At 31.8% G+C, this 21,918-nt stretch carries 19 protein-coding genes; 7 read left to right on the forward strand and 12 right to left on the reverse strand.

Going from position 1 to position 21,918, the window contains the following annotated elements; genetic code table 11:
- The 4 genes from HLB29_RS07815 to rpsL all read right to left on the reverse strand — a co-directional run.
- The coding region (locus HLB29_RS07815) for a GTP-binding protein (RefSeq protein ID WP_185624619.1) at positions 1 to 351 on the reverse strand (351 nt) is incomplete at its 3' end.
- Positions 352 to 527: 176 nt separating this feature from the next.
- Positions 528 to 2,594 carry an elongation factor G gene (fusA, locus tag HLB29_RS07820; RefSeq protein ID WP_185624620.1) on the reverse strand — a complete coding sequence of 689 codons (2,067 nt, stop codon included), beginning with the start codon at positions 2,592 to 2,594 and terminating at the stop codon, positions 528 to 530.
- A gap of 39 nt (positions 2,595 to 2,633) precedes the next feature.
- Positions 2,634 to 3,104, reverse strand: coding sequence for a 30S ribosomal protein S7 (gene rpsG / locus HLB29_RS07825; protein WP_185624621.1), 471 nt, complete (start codon positions 3,102 to 3,104; stop codon positions 2,634 to 2,636).
- 187 nt (positions 3,105 to 3,291) lie between these two features.
- Positions 3,292 to 3,714: a 30S ribosomal protein S12 gene (gene rpsL / locus HLB29_RS07830; RefSeq protein WP_154538082.1), complete on the reverse strand. Its 423-nt coding sequence runs from the start codon at positions 3,712 to 3,714 to the stop codon at positions 3,292 to 3,294.
- A 342-nt stretch (positions 3,715 to 4,056) separates the two neighbouring features.
- Between rpsL and HLB29_RS07835 the strand changes: the two genes are divergently transcribed.
- From HLB29_RS07835 to HLB29_RS07850, 4 genes are all read left to right on the forward strand, one after another.
- The gene (locus tag HLB29_RS07835) at positions 4,057 to 5,238 is read left to right on the forward strand and encodes a CapA family protein (protein ID WP_185624622.1); all 1,182 of its coding nucleotides are present in this window, start codon (positions 4,057 to 4,059) and stop codon (positions 5,236 to 5,238) included.
- Between the two features lie 47 nt (positions 5,239 to 5,285).
- A complete protein-coding gene (locus tag HLB29_RS07840; protein WP_185624623.1) occupies positions 5,286 to 6,512 on the forward strand; it encodes an aminopeptidase in 1,227 nt (408 codons plus the stop codon).
- A 24-nt stretch (positions 6,513 to 6,536) separates the two neighbouring features.
- A complete protein-coding gene (locus HLB29_RS07845) occupies positions 6,537 to 7,973 on the forward strand; it encodes an MDR family MFS transporter (protein WP_185624624.1) in 1,437 nt (478 codons plus the stop codon).
- Positions 7,974 to 8,035: 62 nt separating this feature from the next.
- On the forward strand, positions 8,036 to 8,593 hold the full coding sequence (locus HLB29_RS07850; RefSeq protein ID WP_185624625.1) for a GRAM domain-containing protein: 558 nt from the start codon (positions 8,036 to 8,038) through the stop codon (positions 8,591 to 8,593).
- Between the two features lie 139 nt (positions 8,594 to 8,732).
- Here HLB29_RS07850 and HLB29_RS07855 read toward each other — a convergent pair whose 3' ends face one another.
- From HLB29_RS07855 to HLB29_RS07865, 3 genes are all read right to left on the reverse strand, one after another.
- Complete coding sequence (locus tag HLB29_RS07855) at positions 8,733 to 9,620, reverse strand: nucleotidyl transferase AbiEii/AbiGii toxin family protein (RefSeq protein ID WP_185624626.1); 888 nt, start codon at positions 9,618 to 9,620, stop codon at positions 8,733 to 8,735.
- A 1-nt stretch (position 9,621) separates the two neighbouring features.
- Positions 9,622 to 10,209, reverse strand: a complete 588-nt coding sequence (locus HLB29_RS07860; protein WP_207719543.1) for a type IV toxin-antitoxin system AbiEi family antitoxin domain-containing protein — start codon at positions 10,207 to 10,209, stop codon at positions 9,622 to 9,624.
- A 115-nt stretch (positions 10,210 to 10,324) separates the two neighbouring features.
- The gene (locus HLB29_RS07865; protein ID WP_185624627.1) at positions 10,325 to 10,873 is read right to left on the reverse strand and encodes a flavodoxin family protein; all 549 of its coding nucleotides are present in this window, start codon (positions 10,871 to 10,873) and stop codon (positions 10,325 to 10,327) included.
- 181 nt (positions 10,874 to 11,054) lie between these two features.
- Between HLB29_RS07865 and HLB29_RS07870 the strand changes: the two genes are divergently transcribed.
- The 3 genes from HLB29_RS07870 to ispF all read left to right on the forward strand — a co-directional run bounded on the left by HLB29_RS07870 (position 11,055) and on the right by ispF (position 13,161).
- A complete protein-coding gene (locus tag HLB29_RS07870) occupies positions 11,055 to 11,762 on the forward strand; it encodes a helix-turn-helix domain-containing protein (protein ID WP_185624628.1) in 708 nt (235 codons plus the stop codon).
- Between the two features lie 69 nt (positions 11,763 to 11,831).
- Positions 11,832 to 12,548, forward strand: a complete 717-nt coding sequence (gene ispD, locus HLB29_RS07875) for a 2-C-methyl-D-erythritol 4-phosphate cytidylyltransferase (protein WP_185624629.1) — start codon at positions 11,832 to 11,834, stop codon at positions 12,546 to 12,548.
- A 139-nt stretch (positions 12,549 to 12,687) separates the two neighbouring features.
- Positions 12,688 to 13,161 (forward strand): 2-C-methyl-D-erythritol 2,4-cyclodiphosphate synthase, encoded by a 474-nt coding sequence (ispF, locus tag HLB29_RS07880; RefSeq protein WP_185624630.1) that lies wholly within the window; start codon positions 12,688 to 12,690, stop codon positions 13,159 to 13,161.
- A 200-nt stretch (positions 13,162 to 13,361) separates the two neighbouring features.
- On the opposite strand, the gene HLB29_RS07885 is transcribed toward ispF, so the two are convergent.
- The 5 genes from HLB29_RS07885 to HLB29_RS07905 form a co-directional block, all read right to left on the reverse strand.
- On the reverse strand, positions 13,362 to 14,408 hold the full coding sequence (locus HLB29_RS07885) for a cell wall-binding repeat-containing protein (RefSeq protein ID WP_185624631.1): 1,047 nt from the start codon (positions 14,406 to 14,408) through the stop codon (positions 13,362 to 13,364).
- Between the two features lie 134 nt (positions 14,409 to 14,542).
- Positions 14,543 to 16,234: an amino acid ABC transporter ATP-binding/permease protein gene (locus HLB29_RS07890; RefSeq protein ID WP_185624632.1), complete on the reverse strand. Its 1,692-nt coding sequence runs from the start codon at positions 16,232 to 16,234 to the stop codon at positions 14,543 to 14,545.
- Complete coding sequence (locus HLB29_RS07895) at positions 16,227 to 17,966, reverse strand: ABC transporter ATP-binding protein/permease (RefSeq protein ID WP_185624633.1); 1,740 nt, start codon at positions 17,964 to 17,966, stop codon at positions 16,227 to 16,229. The genes HLB29_RS07890 and HLB29_RS07895 overlap by 8 nt, the downstream gene beginning before the upstream one ends.
- A 255-nt stretch (positions 17,967 to 18,221) precedes the next feature.
- A complete protein-coding gene (locus HLB29_RS07900) occupies positions 18,222 to 20,708 on the reverse strand; it encodes a Cna B-type domain-containing protein (protein WP_185624634.1) in 2,487 nt (828 codons plus the stop codon).
- 300 nt (positions 20,709 to 21,008) lie between these two features.
- Positions 21,009 to 21,908: a class C sortase gene (locus HLB29_RS07905; protein WP_185624635.1), complete on the reverse strand. Its 900-nt coding sequence runs from the start codon at positions 21,906 to 21,908 to the stop codon at positions 21,009 to 21,011.
- Positions 21,909 to 21,918 lie beyond the last annotated feature (10 nt).

The raw sequence follows: 21,918 nt of genomic DNA on the forward strand, positions 1-21,918 counted from the left end.
TGTCTGAGGCATTGGACCGTCTGTTGCTGCAACAACTAGTATAGCTCCGTCCATCTGAGCTGCTCCTGTTATCATGTTCTTTACATAGTCGGCATGTCCTGGGCAGTCAACGTGAGCGTAGTGTCTTTTTGGTGTTTCATATTCAACGTGAGCTGTTGATATTGTGATACCTCTTTCTCTTTCTTCTGGTGCCTTATCGATATTTGCGAAGTCTACCGCTTCTCCTAGCTTATACTTTTCATATAATGTCTTTGTTATAGCCGCTGTTAATGTTGTCTTACCGTGGTCAACGTGTCCTATTGTACCGATATTAACATGTGGCTTACTTCTTTCAAATTTAGCTTTTGCCATTTTAAATTTCCTCCCTATAAGAATATAAATATGTTTATTTATCGGGGAGATGATTGACATCTCCCTATTTTTACAAAAATTGTAAATCCTTTATTAGTATATCACTTTTTTATGTGTATTTCAACGTTTCATAGAAAAACAATACATTTTATAAAAAACTTTATTGATTTTCTAAATTACTTTCCTTCAATTATCTTTTTAGCTACTGAAGCAGGAACCTGAGAATAGTGATTAAATATCATTGTATAAGTGGCTCTACCCTGAGTAGCAGATCTTAAATCAGTCGAATATCCAAACATTTCAGATAGCGGAACGTGAGCTTTAATTACCTGTGCTCCATTTCTAGCTTCCATTCCCTGAATCATACCTCTTCTAGAGTTTAAATCACCCATAACATCACCCATGTAATCTTCCGGAGTAACAACTTCGACCGCAAATATCGGTTCAAGTAATACTGCATTCCCCTTCTTCATGGCTTCTTTAAATGCCATAGATGCTGCCATCTTAAAGGCCATTTCTGATGAATCGACTTCGTGGTAAGAACCATCATATAATTCTACACCGATATCAACAACCGGATATCCGGCCACGATACCTGACTGCATAGCCCCCTGAATACCCTGATCAACAGGACCAACATATTCTTTTGGAACAGATCCACCAACAGTCTTGTTTTCAAACTTGTATCCTTCGCCTGGTTCAAGTGGATTAACTCTAATCTTAACATGACCATACTGTCCTCTACCACCTGACTGCTTAGAATATTTATGCTCAACATCAACAGGAACTGTAATTGTTTCTCTATATGCAACCTGAGGAGCACCTACATTAGCTTCTACCTTGAATTCTCTTAAAAGTCTGTCAACGATAATTTCAAGATGCAACTCACCCATACCACCTATAATAGTCTGACCAGTTTCACTATCAGTTCTGACTGTGAAAGTAGGATCTTCTTCAGCAAGTTTTTGAAGTGCAACACCCATCTTTTCCTGAGCCGCCTTAGAAGCCGGTTCAATAGCAACAAATATAACAGGTTCTGGGAATTCCATAGATTCAAGAACTATCGGATTAGCCGGATCACAAAGTGAATCACCAGTAGTAGTATCCTTTAGACCTACTGCTGCAGCTATATCTCCTGCATAAACTTCAGTTATTTCTTCTCTTGTATTAGCGTGCATCTGAAGAATACGACCAATTCTTTCTCTCTTGTTCTTTGTAGCATTTAATACATAAGAACCGGATTCTAATTTTCCTGAATAAACTCTAAAGAAAGCAAGCTTTCCTACAAACGGGTCAGTCATGATCTTAAATGCCAAAGCTGAGAATGGTTCATCATCAGAAGCATGTCTTTCACTTTCTTCGCCATCCGGAAGTATACCTTTTATAGATTCTATATCTGTTGGTGCAGGTAAGTAGTTAATTACAGCATTTAATAATAACTGAACACCCTTATTTCTATATGCAGTACCACAAAGAACAGGGTTCATTTCACACGCTATTGTAGCTCTTCTTATAGCTGCTACTAATTCTTCTTCACTTATTTCTTCACCTTCAAGATACTTCATCATAAGATCTTCATCAGTTTCAGCAACTGATTCAATCATCAACTCTCTATATTCATTAGTTTTATCCAGCATGTCATCAGGTATTTCTGTAACTTCTATTTCAGTACCTTCATCATTTTTATAAATGTGAGCTTTCATAGTTATAAGATCAATAATACCTGTAAAATTATCTTCACTACCTATAGGAAGCTGTATTGCTACAGCATTAGCTTTCAATCTGTCTTTCATCATTCCTACAACATTTAAGAAGTCAGCTCCCTGTCTGTCCATCTTATTAACAAACGCTATTCTAGGAACTCCATAAGTTTCAGCCTGTCTCCAAACATTTTCTGACTGAGGCTCAACACCACTTCTAGCACAGAAAACTGCAACAGAACCGTCAAGAACTCTAAGAGATCTTTCAACTTCAACTGTAAAGTCGACGTGTCCTGGAGTATCTATTATATTTACTCTGTGTCCATCCCACTGACAAGTAGTAGCCGCAGAAGTAATTGTGATACCTCTTTCCTTTTCCTGATCCATCCAGTCCATCTGAGATGCACCGTCATGTGTTTCACCTATTTTATGAGTACGACCGGCATAGAATAAGATTCTTTCAGTAGTTGTAGTCTTACCAGCATCTATGTGGGCCATTATACCTATATTTCTAGTCTTTTCCAATGGAAATTGTCTAGCCATCTTTTTCCTCCTTATATCAATAATACTAAAAGACAGCTCTTACCATCTATAGTGAGCAAATGCCTTATTTGCTTCTGCCATCTTATGAGTATCTTCTTTCTTCTTAACTGAAGCTCCGGTATTGTTAGCTGCATCCATTATTTCCTTAGCAAGCTTTTCAACCATTCCCTTTTCGCCTCTAGCTCTTGTATATCTAACTAACCATCTTAAACCTAAAGTCTGTCTTCTGTCAGCTCTAACTTCAATTGGTACCTGATAGTTTGCACCACCGACTCTTCTAGCCTTAACTTCTAGTACAGGCATAATATTTTCCATAGCTTTATTGAATACTTCCAATGCATCTTCACCAGTTCTTTCTCCTACTAAAGCAAATGCATCATAAACTATCTTCTGAGCCTTTCCTCTTTTTCCGTCATACATTAAATTATTAATTAACTTTGTTACTACCTTACTCCCGTACATTGGATCCGGTAAAATTTCTCTCTTTGGAACATTACCTTTTCTTGGCATTTCGCTTCCCTCCTTAATTATTAAAGTTAAATCATAGGTACTCGACAAATATTGCCGTGATGCCATAAATATATATCTATTTAAAGCATCGAACTATAATCAATTGCTGTTATCCAGCTGTATTATTTGCTCAACTTAATGGCTTGAACCTACCTAATGCTAAAAAAATCTTATTTGTTATTTCTTATTACTTTTTAGCTTCTTTCGGTCTCTTAGCACCGTACTTAGATCTTGACTGTCTTCTCTTGTCAACACCTGCAGTATCAAGAGTTCCTCTTAAGATATGATATCTAACCCCTGGAAGGTCCTTTACTCTACCACCTCTTATAAGAACAACACTATGTTCCTGTAAGTTGTGACCTTCACCCGGAATATAAGCAGATACTTCTATCCCATTTGTCAATCTAACTCTGGCAACCTTTCTAAGGGCTGAGTTTGGTTTCTTAGGTGTTACCGTCTTAACTGAAGTACAAACACCTCTTTTTTGTGGAGCACTCAGGTTAGTAGACTTCTTATAAAGAGAGTTATAACCTTTCTGAAGTGCTGGAGCAGTAGATTTCTTTTCTACAGCTTTTCTACTCTTACGAACTAATTGGTTGATTGTTGGCATCAACTGCACCTCCTTTTTTAAAATTTTCGATCTTCATCAGTGACCGCCAACCATTCCAATATGCACCGCATATTGATTAATTGTTTTGATGCTTTTAGTATTCTACTAAAAAATGTAATCCTAACAATTTCCCAGATTACATACCTTATTATTTTATCACTTTAAATATTTAGTGTCAATTGCTTTTTTACAAAAAACAAGATTTTGTAATGTTTCTGTGCATCTCAAACATTAAATTTAGTATTCTTATTGGAATAAATTTATGTTATATTAATGATATAATCGGAATTTATAATTATATTTTATAAGTTTACCATTTATATGAATTGTAGGAGGAAAATCATGGACATCAAAGACGATAAACATTTAATTATTATCACTTTTTTAATTGTACTGGGATTCATAGGTTCTATCCCATTTATTTTTTCGGACTTCAAAAATCATTCCACTTCCAGTAGTTCTGCCGATAATATAAAAAAAGTAAGTTTTGTTGGAGTTGGAGATAATCTGATACACGACACAATTTATAAACCTGCAGATTATAAGGAAGGAATCTATGGAGATGGAAAATATAATTTTAATTATCTTTATGAAAATATAAAATCGGAAATAAATAAATACGATCTAAAGTATATTAATCAAGAATCAATAGTAGCAGGAGACGATTTCGGAATAAGCACTTATCCAAAATTTAATACCCCGGAAGATATAATACCCGCTCTTAAAAAAGCCGGTTTTAACATAATAAATATGGCTAACAATCACTCTCTGGATATGGGAGAAAACGGAATTATAAATACAATAAAAATCTGGAATAATACAAATCTTTACCACGTTGGCCTTTATAATTCGGAAATTGATAGAAATACACCATACATAATAGAAAAAAACGGAATTAAAATAGCTTTATTATCCTATACATATGGAACAAATGGCATGTTGCCAAGTAAAAACTATATGGTTCCATATCTAAACGAAGAAAATATAGTAAAAGATGTAAAAAAAGCAAAATCCATGGCGGATTTCATCCTGGTATCAGCTCATTGGGGAGAAGAAAATATAGAAGATATAGATGGCTATCAAAAAAAATACTCGGCATTATTTAATGAACTGGGTGTAGATGTCGTGCTTGGAACACATGCTCATAGAATTCAGAAAGCAGAATGGTTGAAAAATAAAAATGGCAAAAAAACTCTTATATATTACGGTACCGGAAATTTTGTCCATAATATGCTCACTTCCAAAACTTACCTCGAAGGAATGGCATCCTGGACATTTGTGAAAAATGGAGAAAAAAAATACATAGATAATCCTAAATTCACCCCTCTGGTCTTTCACTTAGAAAGAGGACCTTATGGATATGAAGGCTCAGTTTACAGATTGGACAAATATCCAATGGAACTGGCAAATAAACATATAGAAATGTGGGGAAATGGGAAGTACCATATTAATATGTACAAACAGACAGTAGAAAAATTAATACCGAAAGAAATGATAGATATGAAAATAGTGCAAGAAAACTAAACACACTTGTGATATTATATAAATTAGACTTATTGGAGGAATTTTATATGAATTTAAATGAAAGAATTGACAAATTTGCTGAACTTGCTATCAAGGTAGGCGTGAATATCAAAAATGGTGAAACTCTCTTGATAAGAGCGGATGTAGAAGCTGTAGACTTTACCAGAAGATGTGTAAAAGAAGCCTATAAAGCTGGTGCAAAGCATGTATACGTAGAATATTCGGATGAGGTAAATACCAGAGAAACATATCTAAATGCTCCTAGTGAATCGTTTGATGAATATCCACAATGGCAAGCAGACAAATACACTGCAATTGCCAAAGAAGGCGGTTCATTTTTATCGATAGTTTCGACAAACCCGGACTTGATGAAAGGAGTAAATCCTGATAGAATAGGTAGGTTCCAAAAAATATCAGGTCACTACTTAAAGGAGTGGAGATCATATACCCTATCCGATAAAGTAAAATGGTCTATAGTTGCTGTTCCCTCTATAGCTTGGGCAAAAAAAGTACACCCTGAACTCGATGAAAAAAATGCTGTAAAAGAATTATGGAATAATATACTGGACTGTTCAAGAATTACAGAAAATCCGATTGAAAACTGGAATGAACACAACAAAATGCTAAAAAAAAGAAAAGACTTTCTAAATGAAATGAATTTTAAGGAATTAAGATACAAATCTTCAAAAACAAATCTAGTAATAGGATTACCTGAAAATCATAATTGGTTAAGTGGAGCTTCAAGTGATCCAAAAGGAAATCCATTTAATCCAAATATACCTACAGAAGAAATTTTCGGTATGCCTCATAAAGACAAAGTTGACGGCGTTGTTTACAGCACCAAACCGCTTGTTTATGCGGGTAGCTTAATAGATAATTTCTGGATAAAATTTAAAAATGGGAAAATAGTAGATTATGATGCGGAAATAGGAAAAGAAAATCTAAAAAATCTTATAGAAACTGATGAAGGATCTACAAGACTTGGAGAAGTGGCACTGGTACCATATAACTCTCCTATTTCTCTTAAAAATATCATTTTCTACAATACTTTATTTGATGAAAACGCATCTTGCCATTTGGCAATAGGTGCCGCCTATTCGACTAATATAATTGATGGTGCAGAAATATCTGAAGAAGACAAAGATTCAGTCGGCATGAACTCAAGTATTACTCATGTGGATTTCATGATGGGGGACAAAGATTTAAATATAATTGGAATAAAGCAAAATGACGAAGAATTCCAAATCTTTAAAGATGGAGATTGGGCATTCTAAAACTTATATAAAACGGAGGTTTAGATGACAGTAGAAAAAAAATTAATTGCATTTGCTATTTTTGCATGCACATTTATGGGGGCTGTAGAAATCACCATAGTGACAACTGCAATACCATCAATCGTAAAAGACCTAGACGGATTCAATTTATCCAGTTACCTGTTCTCTATTTATCTACTGACATCGGCAATTGCGACAACAATTTTTGGTAAATTGTCAGATTTATATGGTAGAAAAAAACTTTTACAATTATCTATCATCATATTTTTAGCAGGATCTCTTCTTTGCGGTATCTCTAGAAGCATGATATTTTTAATTTTATCAAGAGGTATACAGGGGCTGGGTTCCGGAGCCATAAATACATTATCCATGGCCACGATAGGAGATGTATTCGAAGTGGAAGAAAGAGCCAAGATACAGGGTTATAACTCAACAGTATTTAGTATAGCGGGATTAATTGCTCCAGTCATAGGAGGAATAATGCTAATAAAATTATCCTGGCACTGGATATTCCTGATAAATGTACCAATAGGAATATTAAGTATGATATTAATTCATAAATCATATAACGCAGTAGAAAGTAGAAGTAACGAAAAATTGGATTTAAAGGGCCTTTCTGTATTAACTATATTCATTGTATTTTTAATTCAGGCAATGTCGGCATTGGAAAAACACCCATTTCTAAGTTTCAATGTAGGCGGACTTTTAATAATATCAATCATTACACTTATTATATTTGCTAAAATAGAAAAAAATGTAGAAGCCCCAATAATACCTTATAAGCTTTTTTCAAAAGAAATGTTTGTAATCATGGTAATTTGCTTTTTGAATTCATCAATACTAATAGCAATGGATGTTTATAATCCTTCTTTTATGCAAAGCATACAGGGGCACTCTCCTATAATGTCAACAGTACCTATAGTACCTATGTCATTATTCTGGGTATTTTCTTCATTCCTGCTGTCAAAAGTAATAAAAAAATACAGCACAAAAATAATTCTATCAGTAAGTCTACTCGTGCTAGCTATAGGATGTTTTGGACTTACACTGCTTAGACCGGAAAGTCACCCACTGTGGATGGGATTTTACGCCGCTATAATAGGTCTTGGATTCGGAGGAAGTTTTAATATGCTGCTATTTGTAGTACAAGAAACGGTCTCAAAAGAAAATATCGGTATAGCATCCGGAGCGGTTGCTTTTATTAGAACACTTGGTCAAACACTAGGTATAAGTGCATTTGGTCTGATATTAAATAATATAGTATCCGACTACTTTAAAAAATTTAATATGAATATAGACACTTCCACTATATTGACAAACACCGGTATTAAAAAATCGGACATAGTACAATCACTATTTATAGGATACAATAAAATATACATTACCTGCTTTATCGTAGGTATTATATGCGTATTGCTGGCATTTATGCTACCTTCCAGCAAAAAACTTAATAGTTATTAAATTGACTTTTCCACTTATAAAGATTAATATAATAAATGGAATACTTAATTAGGAGAGATAATATGAGAACAGACACTTTAAAGCAGATAATAGCATCAATAATCGTTGGACTTCTCTTTGCCGTACCATTAAATATAAGCACTTATATGAAAAAAGGTCCCGGAGAAACAATAGGACAATTCCTTTATATGTTTTCAATTCTGGCGGCCACTTATTTTCTTACAGGTATGATAAACAACAGACGAGGAAGAAAAACTTCCAATATGAGAATTTTTGCTAAAAAAATGAGAAATGAAGGAATCTTAAAATTGGATGCATCATCAGATATATTGGAAATTGGTGAAAGACCAAAAAGAGGTTGGCTATACTTGACAGATACTTTTGTCATATTTACAGGAAATCCGGATCCTGAACTTATAGAAAAAAAATCGGTAAAAATACCTCTTTCTAAAATTTCTAAAGTAGAAAGATTCAAACCTACATTTCTTACTAACGACGGAATTAGAATTAAACTTCAAAAGGGTCAACAATATGAGGTATGTGTAGGAAATACTCAAACTTGGATAGATAGCATTATTGAAGGTGCTAATAAAAAACAAAACAAAAAACATAAATCATAACCACTGGTCAAACGGGTGGTTTGCACAAGAGCTATAATCCCGAGGGTTCCAGGGTTGACTCGAAAATCCATTCTATGCAAAAAATTATCCACCGAAAGCAAGATTCACTTTACCTTCGGTGGATATGTGGACTTTTGAATCAACCTCTTTTACTCTCTCTAAAATCAACCTTTGACTCATCGCTACCATTAATTTCTACTTTTTCAGATAATATCTTAACAACCTCTATCACATCTAAAAAATCGAGTTCTTTTATATATGGATTATCTTTTATATAAACTTCCCACAACTTTTTTAAATAACTATCTTCTTTAATATCATTTATTATTTCTTTTTCCTCTTGAATGAAGGATATACTATTTCTTTTTCGTGCAGTTAATAAAATAGCCTGTTTAAGAACAGCAAAATCAATCTCTTCTTTTCGTAAATGATATAGGCTATATAAATCATAAAAATCTCTCATTCTTGTTGTAGATATATTCCTTTTTATAACACTTTCATATTTTTCCGCAAGTATCGTTTCAATAGGATATGCAAGAACTCTAAGTCCTTCTTCTTGAAACATACAAGGATATACATATTCTATTTCTTTTGGCGTAATTACATCTCCTGTTGTAATATCAATTTTCATTGCATTTCTTATTTTTCCAAAGATTGCAATTAGATGCACTCTAAAATTTTCATACTCATCTTCTTCTCGAATATAAGTTATATCAGTGACTTCAAAACATATTCCATCATCGACTTTTATGTCTAAAATTTCTAAAACTATATTTTTTATGACATCTTCTTTCAAAGGAATTCCTTTTACAGTAGTATCCATATCCATTGTTGTTCTATTATCTATACCAATCATTGAGGAGATTAACAATCCCCCCTTAATCACAAAATTAAATTTATATTTTGAATGAGATAGTCTTTCTAAAAATCTCTCAAAGAAAAACATCTGCAAAACTTCTTGTGAACTTAAATTTTTACTTTTTGCGATATTTTTTACTTTGCCTTTCAAACTCTCTGAATTCATCATTCTATAGCACCTCCATATATTTTCTTATTTCATTTTCAACACCTAATATTCGACTATATTTAATAAGATTCCTCATGTTTTTTTCCTTACTGTTAAAATATCTGGTTATCGAATCTACAAATATTTGTTTATCAATGACATTTCTTTTTGAAACAATGTCACAAATACTTCTTTCCCTATCATAACATTTTACTTCATTTCCAAATATAGTTCGCACTACTGTTATTCCTAAATCAAAGTTTTCTTTTTTTACATAATGCACCTTAATATTTTTCATTCGCTTTTTTATATGGTTAACATTATATCCTTGTGGAACGCTAATATGAAAAAAATTCGGAATTCTATCGCTAAGTCCTAACAAAAACAATGCCGTATGAAATGAAAATACAACTTTTTCATTATTAAACGATAGCAGTGCAAACTCATCATCTATATCATTTTTTTTCTTATATACTCCATTTTTTACTCGTTCAAGTTCTCCTTTATTAACAAGTTCAGCAAGTTTATATCTCTTAATACCAAGTTTTTCTGCTTCTTTATTTGTAATGAACCCCTGTTTTTTTAAATATTCATTTAAAATATCCATCATATATCACCCCCCGACATTTACGCTTTTATTATATAATATTAAAGAGTATATGTAAATAAACGAGCAAAAAAATAACCGGTGCAGCCCAAAGACCACACCAATCATATTCTACTTTTTAAAGCTTTTCAAGCTCCTCTTCCATCTTCAATCTTTCATTTACCCTTGATGAACAATATGCTATATCATCTTCATTTACATGTTCTCCTAATATCTTATATTTAAGCAAATTTTTTTCATCTAACATATGGGCTTTAAAAGCTTTTTCACCAACAGATTCCGCCTTCATATGTTTTATGCCTTCAAGAACTCTAACATCTATTTTCCCATTGCATAAGAAATATCCTATCATTTTACAACTTTCATGGATTAATCCAACCATGTTTCTAGAACAGTTCTCTCCATGCTCGGAATCCGGAAAATGGCCCATTGTTCCAAATAAAAATACCTTTTTATTTCTTAAATTTGATATAAACTCTTTCATTTCCTTATGTGGAAATGATTTATCAATCCAAAAACCTGAAATCACGACATCATAATCATCTATGTTTGGATTTTCCTTAATGTTAAACAAAGATTTTTCAAACCCCTGAATTTTATCAAATATACCTTTTGCCAATCTTTCTGTATTGCCTGAAAGAGATCCATAAACAACTGCTACTTTCATTTTATTTCCTCCAAAATTTAATTGTATTTTACAAAACCCTATTTATATTTTAACATACACATAATTATTATCAATTATATATTTTTATCAATTATTACACTATATTTAGTTTTTGATTTATTTTTTAACTCATGTCTTTATGATATAATCAATATATGACTATTATACAAAGAGGTGAATTATGAACGAAATACTATTAAAATTAGATAAAGAATTTGATATAGATATAAATATAAATTATAAAACGGTCTGTGAAATATTAATAAAAGGAGACATAGGTGAAGCCAAAAAAGAATTTCGTACTTTAACAAAGAAATACTTTAACAGCAATAATATTCTAATATATAGAATTTTCCTTAATAGTTTGGTATATGCAATATTTCATTATGTTTTATATACGCATGATATATCCTTATATAATAGCTGTCATCATTGCACCATAGCTATGCACAAAGATATTACAAAGGATGATTTTTTGCCTATTTCCGATAGTATAATAGAAACATATTATAATGAAATGCTGGAAAAGGGCATAATTGTTGTAAATCCTTTCCTGAAAAATGTATTCGAGTATATAGACGAAAACCTTGATAAACCAATTGGACTTGACCATATGTCCCAGGTCATACATGTAAATAAAAGCTATCTGTCACAATTATTCAAAAATAAAACCGGTATGACCTTCAGTACATATGTAAATAATAGAAAACTCAACAGAGCCAGAGAGCTTTTAATCAAAACAGATTTAAGCGTACCTGAAATAAGTAGAGAATGTGGATATAAAAATCCTAATTACTTTTCCACAATCTTCACAAAAAAAATGGGCATATCTCCGGGAAGTTTCAGAAAAAACAGCTCTGTACTACCCGCTCATACTGAAAAAGATTAATATTTATATAATCAAATTAAATTTGTAATTAATATTATACACAAATCCACAGAAATGAGGTGAATAAAGATGTTTGATGTGATTATAGTTGCAGCAGGTTCCGGAAAAAGAATGAATCTGGATAAAAATAAACAACTTTTAAAAATAAAAAACAAACCTATACTGGCATGGTCAATAGAACAGTTCTATAATAATGATAGAATTGACAATATTATAATAGCAATCAGAGAGCAAGACAGAAATGAAATAAATGATATTTTGAAAGAATATAATTTTGAAAACATACACCTTGTGCCTGGAGGAAAAGAAAGACAAGATTCTATCCATAATTGTATAAACAAATTGGATGAACTTCTAAAAAAACAAGTTGGCTATACTTATACTCAAAGTGATAGATACCTCATAATACATGATGGTGCCAGACCATTTATAGATAAAGAAATAATAAATAGAACTATTGAAGAAACAAAAATTCATAATTCAATTTGCATAGGTGTACCATCAAAGGATACGATAAAAATAATAGATGATGAAAAAATAATTTGTCAAACCCCTAAAAGAGAGTCGTTATGGTGTGCTCAAACACCCCAATCTTTTAGACTTGACATTATATTTGGTGCATACAAAAACGCATACGAAAAAGGATTTATCGGAACAGATGATGCATCTCTAGTTGAAAATATGGGTTCTAAAGTAAAAATGGTTATCGGAAGTTATGAAAACATAAAGGTAACCACAATTGAGGATTTAATATTTGCTGAAAATATAGCCAAAAACAGGCTGTAAATACACTTAAAATAAAATTGCAATCACATTTTATTATATACAGATATTAATACTATACATAAATCTTACTACGAAACTAAAAAAAATAAAAAATAATAAATTATTTACAAATACTTATAAATACTATTTGGAGGAAAAAATGAGAGTTGGAATTGGTTATGACGTACACAAACTGGTTGAAAATAGAGATTTAATAATAGGCGGTGTTAAAATTCCGCATGAAAAAGGATTGCTCGGACATTCAGATGCAGACGTTCTTACACATGCTGTTATAGACGCCATATTTGGCGCATTGGCAGTAGGAGATTTGGGAAGCCACTTCCCTGATACAGATGAAAAATATAAAAATGCCGATAGCCTAAAACTTATGGAATATACTTACAAACTTATGAACTATATGGGATATAAAATAGGTAACATAGATTGTACAATAATAGCACAGTCACCTAAAATGGCGCCCTATTTGGATGAAATGAAGGAAAATTTTGGTAAAATTTTAAATACTGATTTGAAAAATATAAATATCAAAGCTACTACTGAAGAAGGACTTGGATTCACGGGAAAAAAAGAAGGTATTGCATCTCAATGTATATGCTTAATCCTTAAAAAGTAGAATCTAATACATACACTCATATATAATGCATTTATATATTTATTATATATATTTTTATATCACTTCTATTTTTTGAGCAAATTTATTTTTAAGCGAGCATTAAAAATGCATAGATAACAAAAAAATTAAGAATAACATCCTTCACTTTAATAAGTGTCAAGAGTTATTCTTAATTTTTCTTTTTGAGTTAGCTCTACATTTTATTTAATTTTTAATAATTCATTATAAACCTGATTTGAAACGGATTTTTCTCCACCTATAATTATTACTTCTTTTATATTTTTGTTATTAACCAGGTAATCTCTTGTATCTTTATTCAATTTATTCGGTTGAGTAAGCAATACTACACCGCCTTTCGCATTGGCAACCACTCCTGATGATAACGCATCCGGGAATCTAGTTCCATCTACCAACACTACCGTTGTCGGATTAGTTTTAAAATACATTTTATACTTCTTCGCTATCTGTATTGCAGTTAAATATCTATCTCTTCCAGATATTCTTGAATTAACCGGATTAAATCCATCAGGGTAATTTACTGCCCTGAACTTCTTAGGAACAGAGTTGTATCCTCCTATAATAAATCCATATTCCCAACCAATATTGTCTCCGATATCTCTTGGATAATCAAATAAATAGTATCCATATTTTCCAGCTGTTATTCCGGCAAATGGAACAACAGATAACAAATCCGCGAATTTATCTTTATTAATTAAAATAGTCGAACTCGTATCACCTATTGTAGCATCATCACCGTATAAAATTTTGGCTATCTTCCAATTTATCATACCATCAAAAGAATCCCCATCGTCAATTTGTGATTCTGTTAAATAAAGTCTTTCATAATTTATATTTATATTTCTCAATTCTTGTTCCAGTTTTTTATTGACTTTTCTATAATCTCCAACTATATATATTTTTTTAACGCCCAATCTTTTCATATCATCTATAGTGTATTGTGGCAATTTCTTGTTATCGTAAATGAAATAAGGAGCCTCTAATGCAGTCGCCATATAACTGGCACTTAAAGCCGTTTTAAAATCATCACCATATGCAATTACACCTAATTGCCTTGGATTTTTATTTATAAAGACACTTGAAGCAAAATATGCAGTTGCATATCTATTAGGACCAGAAGTTCTACTGACAGCAAATCTTCCCTCAGCATTTGATTTTCCAGAATTAGTGATTGATGCACCTGAAATAATCAAAAATGCTACTAAAATAATCGAAAATAATTTTTTCATAACTATTCCCCCCTTAAATAAAAATATAAATACTATCATTGCATTACAATATACTTCTTACTTACTATATTATCATAAAATCACATGATTTTGATATTTATTTTTTAAATTTAGATAATTATTTTTCTGCACATTTATAAATCCATCAATTCACTCATTTTTATAACCCTGTCACAAACCCCCATAGTAGATTCTCTATGTGATACCAATACTATAGCTTTATCTTTTATTCCTTCTATCAAAGATTTAAGTATTATGGCTTCATTATGGGAATCCAAATTTGAAGTAGGTTCATCCAATAACAACAATTTACTATCAGTCAAAAAACATCTTGCCAAACCTATCCTTTGTCTTTCTCCCCCGGAAAAATTATCGCCAAGTTCAGAAACCCTTGTATTCAATCCGTTATCCAAACCGGATATATATTCATATATAGATGCTTTTTTCAAAGCCTCATTAATCTCCTGATCAGTAGCATCTTGTTTTGCAATTTTTAAATTATCCCTAATTGTACCGGCAAACAAAATTGTCGTCTGAGTCATATAATCAATATTATCGTAAATTGAATCTGTATTAATATCTCTCAAATTTATTCCATTGACAGATATTGTTCCCTTTTGAGGATCCCAAAATCTCATCAAAAGTTTAAGAATAGTAGATTTACCACTACCACTTTTCCCCATAATTCCAAGAGTTTCACCTTTATTTATTTCTAAATTAATATTATCGAGAATCTTTACATTATCGTATGCAAATTCTACATTTTCTAACGCTATATTTTCAAGATCTACATTGACTCCATCTTTCACTTTTTCAACCATTGGCTTTTCTTCCAATAAATTCATTACCCTATCTCCACAGGCAAGAGTTTGAGTAAGTGTTACCCCCAGATTTGCAAGAGCAATACATGGACCAAATGTACTCATTTGAGTAAGAACAGCGATAAATCCCTGAGAAGGAGTAATCGCTCCCGATATAGCCAATTTAGTACAAACCAGTGCTTGAATTACAGAAAATACAATTATTATTGTATCTGTATTTCCCTGCAAAGAAGCCACTTGTTCTTTTAATTTCAACTGATGAACTAATGTTTCTTCTGTAGTATTTTCAATATCTTGTATTGCATAGTTTCCGGCATCATACTGAATAACCTCTCTAATCCCTCTTAGTTCATCCAAAAATTTACCATTTAAATATCCAATATTTTTTCTTATATTAACTCCAACATCCTTACTTTTAGCAGAAGCAATATATGGAACTATCACTCCTATTGTTATATATGATGCAATAGCCACTAAAGCGATAAGGGGATGAATATTTATAAAAAATATTGCCAAAACTATAGTAACAAAAAATGCTATCATAATCGGTGATATAGTATGTGCATAAAAAACTTCCAACAACTCTATATCCCCCATTATAAGGGAAATTAACTTACCAGGATTTTCTCCCTCCAACTTTGCAGGTGCAAGTCTTCTCATAGCACTAAATATTTGCCCTCTAATTTCAGCAAGTATTCTAAATGCTATATAATGATTGCAATACTGTTCTACATAGTGAAATACTCCCCTCAATATAGCACATACTACAAGAGCTTTAATATAAAAAGAAAACTCATATCCGCCAAACGGAAGATTAACAAATCCCCGACTTATAAAATCAGGAAGTAAACTCAACATCGCATATCCGCCAATTATTCCGATACCAAATGACAAAATAAATCCGATTACCCCCAAGGTTATGGCCGCTAACATCTGTAATTTTAGAGGTTTGATCATTTTGACCATTTCCACCATCAACTTGGCAGCATTCCTTCTGCTACTCATCTAATCCACCTCTCTTTCTATAACTTTCAAGTTCTTCCTGTCTGCTGAATAATGACTCATAATGTCCTTTTAGTTTCATCAATTCATCATGCTTTCCGGATTCAACTATCTCACCTTTCTTCAATACATATATATTATCTGCATTCACAACTGACTGTAACCTATGAGAAATATATATAACTGTCTTTTTCTTTGAAATTTCTTCTATTATTTTGATAATAACCTCTTCGGATTCTACATCTATATTCGAAGTAGCCTCATCAAAAATATAAACTTGGGCATCGTGTAAAAGAGCTCTGGCAAGACTAAGTCGCTGTGCCTGCCCACCGGAAAGATTTTTTCCTTGTGAAAGAACTTCTGTATCCAAACCATCCAATTTGCTGAAAACTTCCCATAAACTCACTTTTTCCAGCACTTCAATCATTTCTTTTTCAGTGGCTTTGTCATTTCCAAGAATTAAATTTGATCTAACAGTTCCCTGGAAAATATGACCATCATGAGTTATTCTTATTATATTTTTGCTAATTTCCCCTTTGGCAAGGGAGAAAACTTCTTTACTTCCATAGTAAATAGAATTCTTTGGTTGTCTATATTCACTTGCTATCACTGAAGCCAGTGTAGATTTACCACAACCTGAAGGTCCTACTAGAGCAGTCATTTCTCCTGATAGAAATTTCATATTTAAATTCTTTAAAGCATGAGTACCATCCTGATAGAAATAGTCCATATCTCTAATAACAATATCTGAATTTTTTTCATACACTTCTTCTCCATATTCGACATCTTCGCTCTCATTCAAAAACTCCAACATCTTTTCACTGGCAGTTACTCCTGTCATAGCAATATGAAAAAGAGCCGTTAAAGTTCTCATTGGAACGAAAAAATCTGCAATTAAAAGAAATATAGCTATAAGTTGATAGTCCGATATATTACCTGTGACAAACTGATTAAGAGCCACTATTACACCGGCTGCAGCGCCACCATATGCGATCCAATCTATAATCATAATGGAATTAAGTTGCATAGATAAAACTTTCATAGTCTCTTTTCTAAAACCTTCCGCCATTTCATCCAGCTCTTTAGCCCTATATCCGTCGGCTTTAAATACCTTCAAGGTAGTTAATCCCTGTAAACTATCCAAAAATAAATTACCTACGTCTGCATACTTTGACCAATATTTCTTCTGTACACCCTTCACTATTTTCAATATCAATAACAAAAATAAAGGTATCATAGGTGCTAAAACCAAAAGCACTACTGCAACCCATATATTTATCGGTGCAATTACTAAAAATAAAATAAATGTAGATATAAAGCTATAATAAAATTGAGTAAGATAAGCACCAAAATAATTCTCCAGTTGCTCAACTCCCTCAACTCCCAAATGAACTATCTCCTGAGTAGTTAGTTTTTCCTGATACAAAGTTCCCATTGAAAGAACTTTCTCATATATAGCCTTTCTAAGGTTATGTTTCACCTCATGAATAACCAAACTGTTCTTCTGTGAAGCCAACCTAATACATACTTGTCTTACAATCAAGGATAATAATATCAATCCAAATGATAACTTCAAATCAAATATATATTTATTTAGTATAAAGTATGAAAGGACAGATGCAAACATAAACGAAAACAATATATTAGCTAAAAGTCTAATACAGTTAATAAATACCGCTTGTCCTATATACTTTCTCGTATTTCCGCAAAATTGAAATAATGCCTTTTCAACCAAAATATCACCTCCAATTTTCAATATTGCACTTACCGGTATATTTTTTACCAGCTAATTAAATAATATAATAATTGTTATCAATAAACAACACATTTCATAAAATTCGCAAAAATAGTTAAAGATATTCCAACAAAATTTAAAAAAGAACATAAAAAAAGCGTCGACAATAATATTTTCCATTTCTCATCTTAGGACGACTATGGATATATTACTATCAACGCTAAATACTACTTACATTAGATATTTTTTATATTATTAGAAATATTCACTGTATCTTTTTCTATCTAATATGAATAACGCTAGAGAAGATATTAAAAGAATAGTTGCATAAGTATAGATGTCATTTCCACTACCAGTCTGAGGAAGGAATCTGTTAACTACTATTTTGTCAACCTTATCATCTATTATCGTTGATCCATCCTGTGATTTTGGAATATCCTTCGTATTTGTTATTACATAACCTTCTTTTTCATCTCCGGTTATCTTTGTACTATAACCCGATACCTTTTCTTCTTCCACCTTATACTCATTTGCCTTTTCATCAGTTATATTATCCACTACCGGCAGTTTTTCAAATTTTCCTGTCCAGTTGTTTTCTTTATTTAACTTCAGGCTCTTATCCGTCTTCTTTCCATTTTTCAACAGATATACCGTAACTTCAGGTGCTTTATCGGATTCGATTCCATTCCATACCTTTGTAACTTTTACATCTATTGTCGACGGTACAAGCGGTGTCAATGGAATTTCCTTCGTATTTGTTATTACATAACCTTCTTTTTCATCTCCGGTTATCTTTGTACTATAACCCGATATCTTTTCTTCTTCCACCTTATACTCATTTGCCTTTTCATCAGTTATATTATCCACTACCGGCAGTTTTTCAAACTTTCCTGTCCAGTTGTTTTCTTTATTTAACTTCAGGCTCTTATCCGTCTTCTTTCCATTTTTCAACAGATATACTGTAACCTCAGGTGCTTTATCGGATTCAATTCCATTCCATACCTTCGTAACTTTTACATCTATTGTCGACGGTACAAGCGGAATTAATTCTCCTTGTTCTTTGTTAGTAATAACAAAACTTTCATTAGAATTCTTTGTATAACTTACTTTAAAAGTCTTTCCTTCCAATTCTATTTTGTTATTTTCTTCTCCAACTTCTTTAACCGAATAAACGTACTCCTTTCCCTGATCATCCGAAAAATCTAAATCACTCCAAGTATAGTTTAATTTTTCCTTTGTCAAATCCACTTCTTCCAAAATAGGAGTATCATCTCTATATAATCTAACTTTAGTATTAATACCATCTAAAGGCTGATTATCCTTACTTAACCATTCCTTCTTTACACTTATATTTATTTTTTTCTTCTCATTTTCAATAGAAAATTTTACTCCTACTTTATCGCCTGATTTCATTTCAAAATCTTTTACGATAGGATTTTCAGAATTATATTCTACCCATTTTGGAGCTTTTGTTTCTTTAACGCTGTAACTTTGAGGTTTTAAACCTTTAATGTTTGCAATTCCCTTATCATTTGTAGTTAATAATATCGATTTTCCTTTATTTACATAGGTCTCATTTTCTTTTACTTCTATATCCTGACCATCTTGTCTAGTTAATGTAAATTCAACGTCTTTTATTGGTATTTGAGTTCCCTTTATAAATTTCTCTATCTTAAGTTCACCCGGCTTTGTTCCCGATATCATACCACCTTGACGATTGATTTTTACTTTATCACCAAACTGAGTAGGATCTAATTTCCAATCAGCTCCTCTTAATTCCGGATTCGATGTATTTTCTACATATTTGATATCTTCATTATTCATTGTTTCTTCTGTAATTTTTGAAGAAAGCCTTACGACAACTTCTGTATTATTTAATGTCGGAGTATATCCACCACCATAATTTGCATATTCCGGTATAGTTATACTTAAGTTTTGTCCATTAAATTCAATAACTATTCCAACTTCTCTTGCTTTTTGAATATTTACCCATCCTCCTGTATTTTGAAATAATGTGGCTAAATATCCACCCTGAAATTGAACAACATACGGATTTTTGTTTATTTTTTCCAAATCCCATGTCATAGTAGATGGTAAATTATCCGTTACAAAAAAGCTTGCACTTCCATCACTTTCATTTTTCGCTGCATTAAAAGTAAATACCCAATCAACGCTATTTCCAGTAGGATCTTCGGACACCTCTACACCCTTTTTACTATAAACACTAGTTGTGACTCCTCCACCTTTTCTATAATCAACTCCTACAGTTTTTCTAGTTCCTTCGTATTCTATATAGATATTACCTTTTCCGTCTTGAGTCATGTCTCCATCATAAGTTCCTCTGATATTAAAATAAAAACTACCTTCAATATCATCCAGCTTAGCTGCCTCTTCATTAAAAACTAAAGTAGCCTTATTATCTGAAAACTCTACTTTTCCTAAGACTTGACCACCGCTAGATAGCGTTATTGGAGATGATGGCAACTTCACTTTTGCTTGATATGTACTAAAATTTATATCGCCCCTTTGATTTGCATAGACTTTTGTGCCAGATCCACCAAAACTTACTATTGCACTAAAATCTTCTCCATGATTAATATTCTCCTTGTCCAATTGAATTTCCTTAATAATCTTCTCCTCTGCAAATATGTTTTCCATATTTCCAAAAGCTTCGAGAAATATTGAAAAAAATAATGATACTGATAAAAATACGGATAAAAACCTTTTTACTCTTTTTTTCATATTAATTCCCCCTCTTTTTAATGTATATTAAATTTTTTATAATTTATAAAATTCTTATAAAATCAAACTTCTGAATTAAACAAGAATTTATATAAGACCCTTGATTTTTTTTCGTTATTATGTTATATTTAAGTTTATTTTTAAATTTTTTACCCTCTTTAAATATTTTTAAAACGCTTTTAATAAAATAAACGCCTGTTATAATGCACAATTGTCCGTTGACAATTTGAAAGCATTATAACAGGCGTTATATTTATTGAGAATTAATATTACTTTTTTTTATTAAATTTACACAAAAATTTAATCTTTTTTTCTTTTATTAATAAGTTTTTTTCTTATATACCATAATATTATAAAAATAATAAGTATAAAAGCCATCAACATATAATAAGTACTTCTACGGTGTGAAAGAGTTTCTTTCTTTTCTTTGTGTTGTACATAAGGTATTCTATGTCCTCTTACCAGTAATCTATGGGAATTTATCATATATGGGGTACAAGTCAAAAGAGTACAATAATCCTTATCGTTTTTTATCATTACCGGCTCAAAATTTGTAGGCTCAACCGTTTGTATATTATCTACTTCATATGCCAGCACTTTCTCTATATTATGAACGAAAAAAACATCTCCTTTTTTCATACGATTTAAGTTTCGGAACAACTTGGCTGTCGGCAATCCTCTATGTGCAGTCAAAACCGAGTGGGTTCCTTTTCCTCCAATCGGCAGAGAAGTTCCTTCCAGATGGCCTACCCCTTTTTGTAAAACAAACTCGGATGTTCCGGCATATATAGGAAGATCCTGATTAATTCTAGGTATATTTATATGACCTATCATCTCGTGTACTTCCAACATCCTCGCATATTCGGCCACGCCCTTCTTTTTTTCGGAATCACTATAAGGATCCGATAATTTTGTCGGCTTTAAATAGTGATTATATGCATCTGCAAGTCTTATTCTCTTTTTGATTTCCTCTGAATTCAATTTACCTGTCTTCTCTTCAAAATGCTGCATCTCCTGATTGGACTCTATTTTATAATAGAATTGAGATACTACCGGATAAATCATTATAGCAAATCCTATAATAAATATAAGAATAAATGGCAAATAACTATTTTTCAATTTTTTAAGTTTATTGTTTTTGCTAATTACATTATCAATTCTCTGAAATATTTTATTAATTGAAGATTTATTATTTTTCATATATGATATT

The sequence above is a fragment of the Peptostreptococcus canis genome, from assembly GCF_014229965.1.
Classification (GTDB): Bacteria; Bacillota; Clostridia; order Peptostreptococcales; family Peptostreptococcaceae; genus Peptostreptococcus; species Peptostreptococcus canis.